Genomic DNA, 14596 nt, shown 5'->3' on the forward strand with positions numbered 1-14596 from the left:
CTGGCTTTAGACTTAACTATTAAGCAGAAAATGGTGATAAGTACATCACTTGTCAATATGGATGGATGAATATCCTGGCATAGCGAATATAGGTGATTTTATCTGTTGCACTAAGGGAAATGGCGATGGTCTGGTATTGAATATGGAGAATGTGAAAGAAACGAATGGCAATAGGTATCCGAAATGCTATAAAAATAAAACCTGTCTCCTATCCTGGTTGTAGGCCGTCAAAAATGTTAAGAAATATTAGCGTCAGGACATGCATTATTCTATTGATGATATGTACGTTTCTTTTGGTGGATACTTTACAAATAGCTTTTCTGCACGATCTCCCTATTTTAATTACGTGTAATATCATTTATCTGATCTCGGCATTACTGCTTTGGTGGTATATGACCTGCTACCTGGTTGTGCCAATTAATACCGTGAAGAAAAGTATTGAAGAGGTCGCAGCAGGAAACTTGTCTATTCATATCTCCGAATTTGGCAATAATTGCGCCGGGCGACTCATCCCCGGGATTAATGGCATGTCGGATAATATTTCCGCGCTGGTACGTGAAATCAGATCCTCTTCGCAAACGGCAATGACCCTTTCCGAACAATTGGCGGCGCGCAGTATGTCGCTATCCGTAAAGACGGAACAGCAGTCGGCCTCGTTAATTCAAACTGCCGCCAGTATGGATGAAATGGCGGCGAGTACCAAAAACAATGCGGATAATACCCGAATGGCGAGCATACAGGCGGATTGTGCAACCCAATGCGCCCGTAAAGGCGGTGAATTAATGGTGCGGGTTACAGAAAATATGCGTTCTATTACCGACTGTGCCTCGCAGATGACGGAGATTATTTCATTGATTGACGGTATCGCATTCCAGACTAATATTCTGGCGCTTAACGCGGCGGTAGAGGCTGCGCGGGCGGGCGATCATGGAAAAGGTTTCTCCGTGGTGGCCGGGGAAGTGCGTAATCTGGCGCATCGTAGCGCCGAGGCGGCAAAAAGTATCAAGGCGCTGATCGACGTTACGCATGACAATGTGCGGCAGGGGGCCGCCATAGTGCAGGAGGCTGAAAAAAATATGCAGGAGATTGTTGGCGGCTCCGGGCAATTAAATGTGCTGATGAGTGAAATTTCCACCACCACGCGGGAGCAGGAAAAAGGCATTAACCAGATAACTCTGGCGTTGAGCGATCTGGAAAGCGCAACCCATAGCAATGTCTTAATGGTTGAAGCGCTATCTGCTTCTTCGGATGTTTTAAAGGCGCAGGTGATCGAGTTACAGACTAAAACCGACAAATTTCGTTTAAGCCAGCCGGGTTACAGTGAACATGCGCTGACGCGCTCTCATATATCATCTCTTTCGACCATCACCAGGCGCGGCCAGGTCTGATAATACATGTTTGGTAAGCGCCTGTTGCTAAGGCGCTTTTTTCGCACGTTCCCGTCATTCTTTTTGCGCAATGAGAAAATGAGAGATTGCTTAACCTTTCCCGAAAGCTAGACTAACGGCATAAGAGTTGTAACGTGGAGGCGCTGTGGAAGCCATTAAGGGATCGGATGTGAACGTGCCGGATGCCGTTTTCGCATGGCTACTGGATGGTCGTGGTGGAGTAAAACCGCTCGAAGATAATGATGTGATCGATAGTCAGCATCCCTGTTGGCTACATCTTAATTATACCCACCCGGACAGCGCCCGCTGGTTGGCTTCAACGCCTTTACTCCCCAATAACGTGCGTGATGCGCTGGCTGGTGAAAGCTCGCGCCCGCGCGTAAGTCGTATGGGGGAAGGGACGCTCATTACGCTGCGCTGTATTAATGGCAGTACTGACGAACGCCCGGATCAATTAGTGGCAATGCGTTTATATATGGACGAGCGATTCATTGTGTCTACCCGTCAGCGAAAGGTTCTGGCGCTCGACGATGTGGTCAGTGATTTGCAGGAAGGCGCCGGGCCCGTAGATTGCGGCGGCTGGTTAGTGGATGTGTGCGATGCGTTAACCGATCACGCCAGTGAATTTATTGAAGAGCTACACGATAAAATTATCGATCTGGAAGATAATCTTCTCGACCAGCAAATCCCACCGCGCGGTTTCCTCGCCTTGCTACGTAAACAGCTAATTGTTATGCGCCGCTATATGGCGCCGCAGCGCGACGTCTATGCCCGGCTTGCGAGTGAACGGCTTCCGTGGATGAGCGACGATCACCGGCGCAGAATGCAGGATATCGCCGACAGGCTGGGAAGGGGGTTGGATGAAATTGACGCTTGTATCGCGCGTACTGGTATCATGGCGGATGAAATTGCCCAGGTGATGCAGGAGTCTCTGGCGCGCAGAACTTATACCATGTCGCTTATGGCGATGGTTTTTCTGCCCAGCACCTTCTTAACGGGGTTATTTGGCGTTAACCTGGGCGGTATTCCCGGCGGCGGATGGCGGTTCGGCTTTTCTCTGTTTTGTATTCTGTTAGTTGTCCTGATCGGTGGTGTTACTTTATGGTTGCATCGCAGTAAATGGTTGTAACAAAAGCGCTTTTTAGACCATTTCGTATGAAAAAACGCCGAGAAATTTGAGCGAAGTCAATAAACCATCTACCTATTCGGGGCAATATCTCTCTCGCAGGTGAATGCAACGTCAAGCGATGGGCGTTGCGCTCCATATTGTCTTACTTCCTTTTTTGAATTACTGCATAGCACAATTGATTCGTACGACGCCGGCTTAGATTAGTCGGCTTTTTTTTGCCTGTAGAATATCAGCGTCTACCCTTTAAGAGTCTGAATGACATTCTGGAGGGTAATATGAGCTGTCTTTTGACCTTATTATATCTACACTCGTCCTTGTCGGACCCGGTTCCCACTGACCCTGTTCCTATTCCTGAGCCGCTTCCCCGTCCTCAGCCGATGCCCGACCCGCCGCCGGACGAAGAACCGATTAAAATGTCGCATCAAACGCCCGGATCTGCGAGGATACGCGCCTGCTGACTATGAGTCGTTACCGCGAGAGTAAATTGTGACCGCTTTTTCAACCCTGAATGTTTTGCCCGCCGCCCAGCTCAATAACCTTACTGAGCTGGGCTATCTTGAGATGACGCCTGTTCAGGCCGCAGCATTACCCGTCATTCTGGCGGGAAATGATGTGCGTGTGCAGGCCAGGACCGGTAGCGGCAAAACGGCGGCGTTTGGTCTTGGGCTCTTGCATCGAATTGACGTCAGTCTGTTCCAGACACAGGCATTAGTGCTGTGTCCGACGCGGGAGCTGGCGGATCAGGTTGCCGGAGAGTTACGTCGCCTGGCCCGTTTTCTGCCAAATACCAAAATTCTGACCTTATGTGGTGGGCAACCCTTTGGCGCACAGCGTGACTCGCTTCAGCACGCTCCGCATATCATTGTCGCGACGCCGGGGCGCCTGCTGGATCATTTACAAAAAGAAACCGTATCGCTGGATGCTCTGCACATTCTGGTAATGGATGAAGCAGACCGAATGCTGGACATGGGATTCAGTGACGCCATTGATGAGGTGATCCGCTTTGCGCCTGCGACGCGCCAGACGTTATTGTTTTCAGCAACCTGGCCTGAGGCCATCGCGGCGATTAGCGGTCGTGTACAGCAGCAGCCAATACGTATTGAAATCGATACGCTAGATGCGCTACCGGCTATCGAACAACAGTTCTTCGAAACGTCTGCGCATGAAAAAATTTCGCTGCTACAAACGTTGCTTAGCCAGCATCAGCCAGCGTCCTGCGTGGTGTTTTGCAATACCAAAAAAGATTGTCAGGCCGTTTGTGATGCGCTTAATGCGGTAGGACAAAGCTCATTGGCGCTCCACGGCGATCTGGAACAACGCGACCGCGACCAGACGTTGGTGCGTTTTGCAAATGGTAGCGCGCGCATTCTGGTTGCCACCGACGTTGCCGCGCGAGGATTAGACATTAAATCGCTCGAACTGGTGGTTAACTATGAACTGGCCTGGGACCCGGAGGTGCATGTCCACCGTATTGGCCGTACGGCGCGCGCGGGAAGTAGCGGCCTGGCGATCAGTTTCTGCGCGCCGGAAGAGGCGCAGCGGGCGAATATTCTTTCAGAAATGCTGCAACTCAAGCTGAACTGGCTGAATGCGCCCGCCCGGCAGCCGTTACTCCCTCTGGCCGCAGAGATGACTACCCTATGCATTGACGGCGGCAAAAAAGCGAAAATGCGTCCGGGAGATATTTTGGGCGCGCTGACCGGCGATATTGGATTAGACGGGGCGGATATTGGCAAAATTAACGTGCATCCCATGCACGTTTACGTCGCCGTACGTCAAGCGGTAGCGCAAAAAACCTGGAAGCAGTTGCAAAACGGGAAGATCAAAGGCAAGTCATGCCGGGTACGGCTATTAAAATGATCGATAGTATGGCGTCTCAGCGGAGTGCTGAGACGCCTGCAGATTATTTCACTTCGATAACATCAAGCCGCAACGCCGCTAAGGCGGTGTCATCTTCTTCCGGCTGCCAGCCAGCGGGCTGCAAGGGAATCTCTTCACGATCGAACGCTAAATCGCCGCCGTCGACGACCTCGGAACCGTGAGTGATCCCTTTGAAATCGAACAGGTTAGTGTCACAAAGGTGAGACGGCACGACATTCTGCATGGCGCTAAACATCGTCTCGATCCGTCCAGGATAGCGCTTATCCCAGTCGCGTAGCATGTCGGCAATCACCTGGCGTTGCAGGTTGGGTTGCGAACCGCACAGATTACAAGGAATGATAGGGAAGGCTTTGGCCTCAGCAAAACGGACAATATCTTTCTCGCGGCAGTAAGCCAGCGGACGGATCACGATATGTTTGCCGTCATCGCTCATCAGCTTCGGCGGCATCCCTTTCATTTTTCCGCCATAGAACATATTCAGAAACAGGGTTTGCAGAATATCGTCGCGATGGTGGCCCAGGGCGATTTTGGTCGCGCCCAGTTCAGTCGCAGTACGATACAGGATACCCCGACGCAAACGCGAGCACAGCGAGCAGGTAGTTTTTCCTTCCGGAATCTTCTCCTTAACAATACCGTAAGTGTTTTCTTCGACGATTTTATATTCTACGCCCAACTGCTCAAGGTAGGCTGGTAGGATATGCTCCGGGAAACCTGGCTGCTTTTGATCGAGGTTGACAGCGACCAGTGAAAAATTGATCGGGGCGCTTTGCTGCAAATTACGTAAAATTTCCAGCATCGTATAGCTATCTTTGCCGCCAGAAAGGCAAACCATAATGCGATCGCCTTCTTCAATCATATTAAAATCGGCAATCGCTTCGCCAACGTTACGGCGCAGGCGCTTTTGCAACTTGTTGAGGTTGTATTGTTCTTTCTTTGTATTCTTTTGAATTTCTTGCATTATTTCAGTTCTCTGGTACTAAATGGGGCAAATTGGGGGCAAACTTTGTAACTACGATAACCGCGCATTCAACATCGCTACTTGTTCGTCGTTCATGTCATCAATCCACATACCGTAAATTTCATACACCATCTGCGCAGTTTCATGTCCCATTTGGCTGGCGATAAATGCCGGGTTCGCTCCTGCCGTCAACAGCCAGCAGGCAAAAGTATGTCGCGTATGGTACGGATTACGGCGACGAATGCCAGCACGTTTTAATAGAGATAGTACCTTCGGATATTGTCAACTGTATACATCATGCAGACAGGCCCGTTAAGAAGTGACGGGCTCAACTGAAATTCAGGCGCCGCTGCGTCCTGATGATGGTACGTTTCAAGTGGTTCCGTGGGGTGAACCGGGACAGGTGTAAAATGATATTCGGCACACCCTTTTTGCTCTTTTAGTGGTGATATAAAATACGGTATCAGTATTTTATTATCTAATAAGATAATGCAGAGTGTTTAATTATCGTTGGGTAAGATCAGTTTACCGTATACTATTTAAAATTTTCTTGCCTATTCTGGTGGTCGTATTGAATTAAAAATAGCCTGTTTCATATGTACAGTTCAGACAAATTATTTGCGATGAGAATTGCTACCTGATATCGACATCTTATGATGTATACCATAATTCTGGCTGGAGAACGTGATGCGTATAACAGTAAGTGATATATCAACCAGAGAATCACAGCAGACGGTACAGAGACAACCCATCAGAAGCTGGGATACCATACCGTACCTTTCAATGCTGGATGGTCTTTATCAGGACGCTATCTTTCATGAGCAAGTGTCTAATTTACCAGAAGAATATATTAAGCTGGATGAGATGGCCAAAGATGAAGAAAAGAACAGCTTAAATATTTATGACTTCTTCTTTGAGCCAATACATGAAATTATATGTGAAGATATTAAATCAACATTGGGTTTTTATTATTCAAATAGTGCAACCTTCCGTAGGTTGGTTAATTATAAAGTAGAGCGCAGCATAAATGACGATGTAGACACCAATAAATGTGAGGTAAAGATATCTCCAGATTATAGTTACGAAAATATTGATGGGGGGCGAGGATATTTATCGCTTCCATTTGATAAGAACGGCTATCCAATTTCCCCTGACTTTCACAACTGTGTAAATGGAATTACATCAGAAAAATTGTTGTTAGATCTATTTCTAAAATATATTTTGCACGATCATTTAAATGCAAACGGTGAAGTTACAAACATTTACGCTAATGTTATTTATAAAGAGATTGATCCCGCTGCAATTGCACATACATCGGCGTGTTTTTCTCAGGTAACGATGAGTGGTGAACATGAGCTATTTAATGTGGATAGCGTAACTGTTCCACCTAAAAGTACTGAGCAAATTATATCTGAGGGAAAGGAAATTCAAAGGCAAATTTTCTTATCTTCTCATAGCGGCAATCATTTTCAGCCAGTAATCATTCATAAAATGGACAGGAGTATTAAAAATATTGCAATAACTAGTTTGTTATTATCATCAAGATTAGCAGTAACATCTGGTGATTATAGGATAAAAAATGGTAATTCAGAAGGTGAGAATGATTTTTTACCCGTTAAAGAATTACAAAGATATGAAAGGGCTCTCCCGGAGGATCATCCTGCCCCAAATACGGAGCCTCATCCGCTGGGTAAGGTGTTAGATGGTCTATTTGATCACTATACATCTGTTGCAGGAGGACACCTTGTCGCAGTACTCAAACTACTTGGAAAAGAACAAGAGGCAAATAGTTATAAAAGAGGCTATCATGAATTACTTGCATTTTCTCAAACTGGGCAGTGGACGCATGATGGAAGAGCTATTGCTGCTGAATATATGTTTAAAGGTCTTTTAGTTCATTTAAGTGATAAACTCATCACCCTCGGTGAGGGAAGTTTCGTTTCTTTTTTATCTTTTGTAAGAGAAAACATCCAACACCAATATAAAATATATGAGCTAATGGCGCGTGATATGCTGGTTCATCCTTTGCCTTTCAGCACTGAGTCTGCACCACCTATGATAGACAGTCCTTTATGGACAAGGGAAAGCCATTATACGAAAGTCCTGTATGAAAAGTTTCCTGCTATTTCTGGTTCAAGCTTTGAGGTTTTCTATGGTAAGGAAGCTATTATTACAGCGTTAGAAATAGTATCTTTCGGTAGACAAGAAAGAGGAAAGAGCGCTTTTAATAAAAAAAGGATGATTCATCTTTTTAAGCTAGTTCAATTAGTGATACACCATTTATCCAGCAATGGTGGTGATAGAGTATTGCTTAGCCCTGAAGGTATAAAGAATAATTTTATTATTATGCGTCATATTATTTTTTGGTGTGCAAAGATAACGGGGCCAATTAACGATAAAAAAATAAACGCAATAGCAAGAAGAATTGTGGTTAATAATAAATTTTCCAACGGTGTTAAATCAATACTTCCCAAAAGCAACGATCCTTTAATTTCGTTAATGAAAGCCGCGATCAATAAGCAGCTAAACTGGGCGGAGAAATATTATCGAGCAGAGACTCATATGAAGGAACATATGCAGGAGTGTGATATTTTAGGACTAATGGACACCAACAAAATGGTGCGAGAGGCCGTTATTGGGCTTATTCACGAGATCAGTGATATTGCGAAAAGCAGCTGGCTGACATTAGAAGAACAACATGAGAGACAGGTTAAGGCTCTCGAATCGTTCAAGGAGAAACTTTCCTCCATGAATGGCGGGCAAGAATTCGTTTATGGATTTAATAAGATTATTCAGGAGGGGCTTGGAGGATTAATTGAGCTGAGTTTTGATCTTGATGATACTGTACATCATCGCACAGCTTCCTCATTAAGTCCGGCTGCAAGGGCAGGACTTCATCTCTTAGGAACGGTCTGGAATATTGTAATGAGTATTGTCCCTGGTTTTAACGCACTGGCTGGTACCAGTAGTATTCTTAACCGGGCCGTTGTGGAAAACTCTGCGGATGTATGCGGTTACGTACAGGATATCATTCGTATCGGTATGGAGGCTGTTCCTGTTGCTGGAGCGAAGTTCACAGAAAGAGCGGCAAATGCAAAGTATACGGGCCTCCGATTTGTTGAAAATAAAATACAAAGAGGTGTAGTACGAGCACCGATTCAAAAAGGGAGTAACTATAAAATTATAGAGTCAATAGAAAATACAGATTTTATTTATCAAAAAAGTAGTCAGAAAGTTCTTGAGTTAGGACCAGAGGGAAACGATGGGCTCTATCGCGCTACCGGTTTTGATAAACAAACATATGGTTATTACAAATCGTCAGGAGAAGGCTTTTACAGAAAACAAGCCTCATATCCACCGCTGTCATCAGAAGCGCCTAATACGATAAAATATGGCGACAGAGAGCTCGTTTTAACTAAAGAACCCGGTTCAGAAACGTATCGGGCAACCTATTCGGATAGCGGAAAAGATTCAGCTATGACATTTTACCGATCTTCTGATGGGCGATTTTATCAGGCGTCAGGGCTGAAAGGTGGGGGGCTTATTCGCCATATTGATAAACCTTATTCAGAGTTAAGAGAAGGAGACGTGGGTTATGATGACGAACTTCTGGAAATTTCGGATGATTCTCCCCTACTGGAAGACATACTGTCCTCCCTGTCAGAAGATTTATACCCTACATCAGAAGAAAATGTACAAAGTATTTATAAGAAATACCAGAGTGGGGATGCAGCAGCAGGGGAGACCGAAGTTGTATTATGCCGAGGTACAATAGGTCCGCAGGCTGAAAATATTGTTAGTTTTAAAACAGCAGGCGGTATTGAGGGGGCCGATGTAGAAGTATTGCCTGTCTCTGTTGAAATAGCCAGAGAGCAGGTTAGAAGTGGAAGAATCGTACCTGAATATACCACGGATCTTAGTGTTGCCGACAGGTTCAGCAGGGAACATTATCTTATTATCGTTAGGGCAAAAGTCAAATATCTTACACGAGGTAGCGTCAGTGAAAGCGGCTGGGTTATGCCAAAAAACACACCAGTGGACCCTGTTGGTATAATTGACAGGACATATGGTAAAGCAGAAAATACGGGGCAGGCAAACGCTTCTAAGTAATCATAAATTCTGAACAAGTTTATTGTTTTTATCTCTCGTGTATGAAAGATTGCTTTTATACTTTAAATAATTCGAGTTGCAGGAAGGCGGCAAGCGAGCGGATCCCCAGGAGCTTACTCAAGTAAGTGACTGGGGTAAGGGAACGCAGCCGCAGCACATGCAACCTGAAGTATGTTATGGCGAGATACGCAACGGGTCAAAAGCGTCTTTATTCTGTCATCCGTATTAATTAAGATGTCACCACGACCAGAAAAATATCGGAACGAAGAGATGTATGACTAAAGAAGCTGTAATCTTTCTATTTATCGCCATCGTGGTAGAAGTTATCGCCACGATCTCATTAAAATTATCGGATAGTTTTACGCGTCTGGTACCGAGCATCGTTACCATCATCGGATATTGTATCGCGTTCTGGTGCCTTACCATCCCTATGCGAACCATCCCTGCGGGTATCATTTATGCCATTTGGTCTGGGGTAGGGATTGTTCTTATTGGATTGATAGGATGGTTGTTTCTTGGCCAAAAACTGGATGTGCCGGCTATTATTGGCATGTTGCTTATCATCTGCGGCGTAATCGTAATCAATCTATTTTCAAAAAGCGTCAGTCACTAGGCGATGATGATGGTTGATTTGAGCCCGCACTCTCTTATGCGGGCTCGGGTATTTAGCGCACCACCAGTACGGAGCATTCCGCATGACGCACAACGGCTGCGGCGTTGGAACCCAACAGATAGGTAGTAATATCCGGACGATGCGAGGCGATAATCACCATATCGGCCGGTAATTTTTTTGCCATTTCCAGAATCTTATCTTTAGGAGAGCCTTCTGCAACGTGCGCCTGCACGCGGTCCGCGGGAAGGTTGAATTTCTTGATAATCGCTTCCAGTTGAGATTTGGCTTCGGCTTTCAAATCGTCCATTGCGGGGAGCTCTGCTGAATAAGCCAGTCCCAGGGAAGCGTAATAGGGCAAAGACGGGATTACAGTCAAAAAGTGCACTTTAGCGTCGTCAATCTTTGCTTCGGCTTCAACATGCGAAATCACGCGTTGAGTTAATTCTGAATCTGAAATATCGATGGGTACAAGAATCGTTCTGTTCATAAAACCTCCTGTTTAAGTATCCACTGAAATTCTACTCCCTAAAGGCACTTTATGTACAATGACATACGTCACATTTTAGGTGCTGCTCCACGATACTCTGCGGGGACTACCAACAGGAGAGAACGGCGTAATATTAAGCGCATTCCCCGTAAATAATCAGCGAGTTGACGTTAAAACGTTATTTCTGCCTTGTCAGGAAAGACCTAAAAAGAGATGTTACCGTTTAATTCAATAATTAATGAAATAATTCGCAGTGAAATAGATATAATTTATACGAATGCTTTTGGGGGCATTATACGAAATAAAAATTATACAATATCATTCGGTTACGATATTCTACGCCTGTTATATGCCTTTATTGTCACATATTCATTTTGTCGCTGGGCCATTGCGTTAACCTTTGCTTTCCAGCGTATAAATTGACAAGCCCGAACGGATGTTCGGGCTTTTTTTGTTTCCAGGTTAATCCTTAGAATATTTTTTAATCTGCGCCGGTTTTTTCCGCTTTTCCTGCCAGCAAGGCAAGAAAGTCATAGCGTTTTTGCAAATCCAATGCGGCATCTCGCCATAATTGTTCAGCTACTTCAGGCTGTTGCGCATTCAGGCGACGGAAACGCTGTTCATTAAGCAACGTGTCCGCCAGTGCATCTGACGGTGGCCGAGAGTCCAGAGCCAGCGGCGGCTTGCCTTCATCCGCTCGGCGGGGATCAAAGCGGTATAACGGCCAGAAACCGGTCGCCGTTAACTGGCGCATTTGGTCATGGCTTAGCGCCAGATCGTAACCATGTTCCTCACAGGGGCTATAGGCAATGATCAGCGACGGCCCTGGCCAGGCTTCGGCCTCCTGGATCGCTTTCACCGTCTGGTTTAACTGCGCGCCCAGCGAAATTTGTGCGACGTAAACATGACCATACATCATCATGCTGACGCCAAGATCTTTACGGGCTTTACGCTTGCCATGTTCGCCAAATTTAGTGACGGCGCCAAGCGGCGTCGCCTTCGACGCCTGGCCGCCAGTATTGGAATAACACTGCGTATCCAGAACCAGAATATTGACATTCTCCGTCAGGCTTAACACATGGTCTAAACCGCCAAAGCCGATGTCGTATGCCCAACCATCGCCGCCAATCAGCCAGATTGATTTTTCTACCAGCGCATCAGCATCCTTTAACAGTTCCTCTGCGCCCGCAACCGATTTCAGATGTTGGCGTAATGCGGCGACCTGCTCACGCCGAACGTCAGGCGTTGCTTCGGCATGCAGCGCATCGTTTAATTCCGCCGGAATGCGATCGGCGAATTGCGCCAGTAAACGCATGACGCGCGCCCGGTGCTGATCCACGCTCAGACGGAAACCGAGGCCAAATTCCGCGTTATCTTCAAATAACGAATTCGCCCATGCCGGGCCGCGTCCGTTGGCATCGGTGGTATAAGGCGTTGAGGGTAAGTTACCGCCGTAAATAGAGGAACACCCCGTGGCGTTAGCGATTAACATTCTGTCGCCATATAACTGAGTCAGCAGTTTAATATACGGCGTTTCACCGCAGCCGGAACAGGCGCCGGAATATTCAAACAGCGGCGTAATAAGCTGCGATGTGCGGATATCAATTCGTTCCAGTTTGCTGCGATCGATTTCCGGTAAGTCGAGGAAAAAGTCATAATTCACTTTCTCTTCTTCCACATGCTCAAGGCGCGACATCATGTTAATCGCCTTGATCTGTGGATTTTGCCGATCTTTAGCCGGGCAGACCTCTACGCATAAATTACAGCCAGTACAGTCTTCCGGCGCGACCTGCAGCACATATTTCTGGCCGCGCATATCGCGGGACTTCACGTCCAGCGAATGCAGACTGGCTGGCGCGTTCTCCATCGCCTGCGGGGAAACGACTTTCGCACGAATTGCCGAGTGAGGGCAGGCGGCGACGCAGTGATTACATTGTGTACACAGTTCCTTTTTCCAGACAGGAATCTCTTCGGCGATATTGCGTTTTTCCCAGCGGGTGGTGCCCATCGGCCATGTTCCGTCCGGCGGCAGGGCGGAAACAGGCAGTGCGTCGCCGAGGCCCGCCAACATGGCGGCGGTAACGGTTTTCACGAAATCCGGCGCGGCGTCTGAGACAACCGGCGGGCGATGCGCGCTGTGCGGATTAACCGCCTGCAACGGCACTTCCGCCAGCGATTCCTGCGCCAGAGCCAATGCCTGCCAGTTACGCTCAACCAGATCCTGACCTTTGCTGCTATAGCTTTTGGCAATCGCGCCCTGCAGCTCAACCAGGGCGCTATCGCCCGGAAGAATATGCGTCAGGTGGAAGAAAGCCATTTGCATGACGGTATTGATGCGGGCGCCAAGTCCACATTCGCGGGCGATTTTCGCCGCGTTAACCACGTAAAAACGCGCCTTTTTCTGATTCAACACCGCCTGAACTTCTTGCGGCAGACGCGACCAGACCTCGTCGGCGCTGTACGGCGTATTAAGCAGAAAGATTCCGCCTGGCTTCAGACGTTCCGCCATCTGATATTTATCGATAAACTGTAATTGATGGCAGCCGACAAAATCCGCCTGAGCAATTAAGTAAGCGGAACGAATGGGTTTTTCGCTGACGCGCAGGTGCGATACCGTGAGCCCGCCAGCTTTTTTAGAGTCATAAACGAAATAACCTTGCGCATACCACGGCGTAGAATTACCGATAATTTTAATATTATTTTTCGTGGCGGATACGCTGCCGTCGCTTCCCAGACCGTAAAATAACGCTTCAAGTTTAGCGCTGCCGGGCAGGGTATTTTCCGGTAATGGCAGCGAGAGATTAGTGACGTCATCATAAATGCCCACCGTAAACCGTGGTTTGGGTTTCGCGCGGCTAAGTTCATTAAAGACCGCCAGTACGCACGCCGGGCCGAACTCTTTGGATGATAGCCCATAACGGCCGCCAATGGTGCGCGGCAACGTTTCGCGCTCGCCATTATTAAAGGCCTCCGCCAGTGCGGTCATCACGTCCAGATAAAGTGGCTCGGCCTGCGCGCCTGGCTCTTTAGTGCGATCCAGCACGGCGATAGCGCGAACGGTTTCCGGTAATGCCTGTAACAAGTGTTTGGCGGAGAAGGGGCGGAACAGACGGACTTTCAGAACGCCGACCTTTTCTCCCCGTATCAGTAGCTCGTCCACGACCTCTTCGCAGGTGCCGAGGGCGGACCCCATCACAATGATGACGCGTTCAGCCTGGGGATGGCCATAATATTCAAATGGCTGGTAGTGGCGGCCCGTAGCGTCGCCAAATGCCTTCATCGCCTCTTCAACATGATCATAAACGGCGTCGTACCACGGATTGGTCGCTTCACGAGACTGGAAGTAGGTGTCCGGATTCGCTGAAGTTCCACGAATCACCGGATGTTCCGGATTCAGCGCGCGGGCGCGGTGAGCGTCGATCTCCGCCTGCGGCATCAGGTTCAGAATGGTTTCATCCGTTAGCGGTATAATTTTGTTGATTTCATGCGATGTACGGAAGCCATCAAAAAAATGAATAAACGGAACGCGGCTTTTCAGCGTAGCCCTGTGTGCGATCAGCGCAAAATCCTGCGCTTCCTGAACGCTGGCGGCGCATAACATCGCGCAGCCTGTCTGGCGGACCGCCATCACATCGGAATGGTCGCCAAAAATAGAAAGCGCGTGTGTGGCGACGGTGCGCGCGGCAACGTGCAGTACAAACGGCGTGAGCTGCCCCGCCAGTTTATACAGCGTTGGAATCATCAGCAGCAGCCCCTGCGATGATGTAAATGACGTAGAAAGCGAACCGGTTTGTAACGCACCGTGAACGGCGGCGATCGCGCCGCCTTCCGACTGCATCTCTACCACACGCGGCGTATCGCCCCAGACATTTTTAAGCCCATTACCGGCCCAGGCATCCGCTTGTTCAGCCATTGTTGAACTGGGCGTAATCGGGTAAATGGCAATAACCTCGCTGGTACGGAACGCCACCGACGCTACCGCGCCATTACCGTCAATTGTTTGCATATGACACCCTTACATTGCGCAAAA

Annotated in this window: 8 protein-coding genes and 1 pseudogene; 5 read left to right on the plus strand and 4 right to left on the minus strand. The window is 47.8% G+C overall.

What is annotated here, in order from left to right:
• Positions 1–233: 233 nt before the first annotated feature.
• From ACLD11_RS03370 to dbpA, 3 genes are all read left to right on the plus strand, one after another.
• Positions 234–1388, plus strand: a complete 1155-nt coding sequence (locus ACLD11_RS03370) for a methyl-accepting chemotaxis protein (RefSeq protein ID WP_411011282.1) — start codon at positions 234–236, stop codon at positions 1386–1388.
• Positions 1389–1533: 145 nt separating this feature from the next.
• On the plus strand, positions 1534–2517 hold the full coding sequence (gene zntB, locus ACLD11_RS03375; protein WP_411011283.1) for a zinc transporter ZntB: 984 nt from the start codon (positions 1534–1536) through the stop codon (positions 2515–2517).
• Between the two features lie 486 nt (positions 2518–3003).
• Positions 3004–4377, plus strand: coding sequence for an ATP-dependent RNA helicase DbpA (dbpA, locus tag ACLD11_RS03380; RefSeq protein ID WP_411011284.1), 1374 nt, complete (start codon positions 3004–3006; stop codon positions 4375–4377).
• Between the two features lie 43 nt (positions 4378–4420).
• Here dbpA and ttcA read toward each other — a convergent pair whose 3' ends face one another.
• On the minus strand, positions 4421–5356 hold the full coding sequence (gene ttcA / locus ACLD11_RS03385; RefSeq protein WP_411011285.1) for a tRNA 2-thiocytidine(32) synthetase TtcA: 936 nt from the start codon (positions 5354–5356) through the stop codon (positions 4421–4423).
• 51 nt (positions 5357–5407) lie between these two features.
• Positions 5408–5614 (minus strand): annotated as a pseudogene (locus ACLD11_RS03390) (tyrosine-type recombinase/integrase); the annotation flags it as partial.
• A 429-nt stretch (positions 5615–6043) separates the two neighbouring features.
• Here ACLD11_RS03390 and ACLD11_RS03395 point away from each other — a divergent pair.
• Both ACLD11_RS03395 and ACLD11_RS03400 read left to right on the plus strand, forming a co-directional pair.
• Positions 6044–9466 carry a DUF4765 family protein gene (locus tag ACLD11_RS03395; protein WP_411014533.1) on the plus strand — a complete coding sequence of 1141 codons (3423 nt, stop codon included), beginning with the start codon at positions 6044–6046 and terminating at the stop codon, positions 9464–9466.
• 274 nt (positions 9467–9740) lie between these two features.
• Positions 9741–10079 (plus strand): SMR family transporter, encoded by a 339-nt coding sequence (locus tag ACLD11_RS03400; RefSeq protein ID WP_000159237.1) that lies wholly within the window; start codon positions 9741–9743, stop codon positions 10077–10079.
• 52 nt (positions 10080–10131) lie between these two features.
• Here the strand turns inward: ACLD11_RS03400 and uspF are convergent, their stop codons facing one another.
• A complete protein-coding gene (gene uspF, locus ACLD11_RS03405) occupies positions 10132–10566 on the minus strand; it encodes a universal stress protein UspF (protein ID WP_001082296.1) in 435 nt (144 codons plus the stop codon).
• Between the two features lie 481 nt (positions 10567–11047).
• The gene (gene nifJ, locus ACLD11_RS03410; RefSeq protein WP_411014534.1) at positions 11048–14572 is read right to left on the minus strand and encodes a pyruvate:ferredoxin (flavodoxin) oxidoreductase; all 3525 of its coding nucleotides are present in this window, start codon (positions 14570–14572) and stop codon (positions 11048–11050) included.
• Between the last annotated feature and the right edge of the window lie 24 nt (positions 14573–14596).

The sequence above is a fragment of the Salmonella sp. 741265116_PST genome (genome assembly GCF_046567715.1).
GTDB classification, from domain to species: Bacteria; Pseudomonadota; Gammaproteobacteria; order Enterobacterales; family Enterobacteriaceae; genus Salmonella; species Salmonella enterica.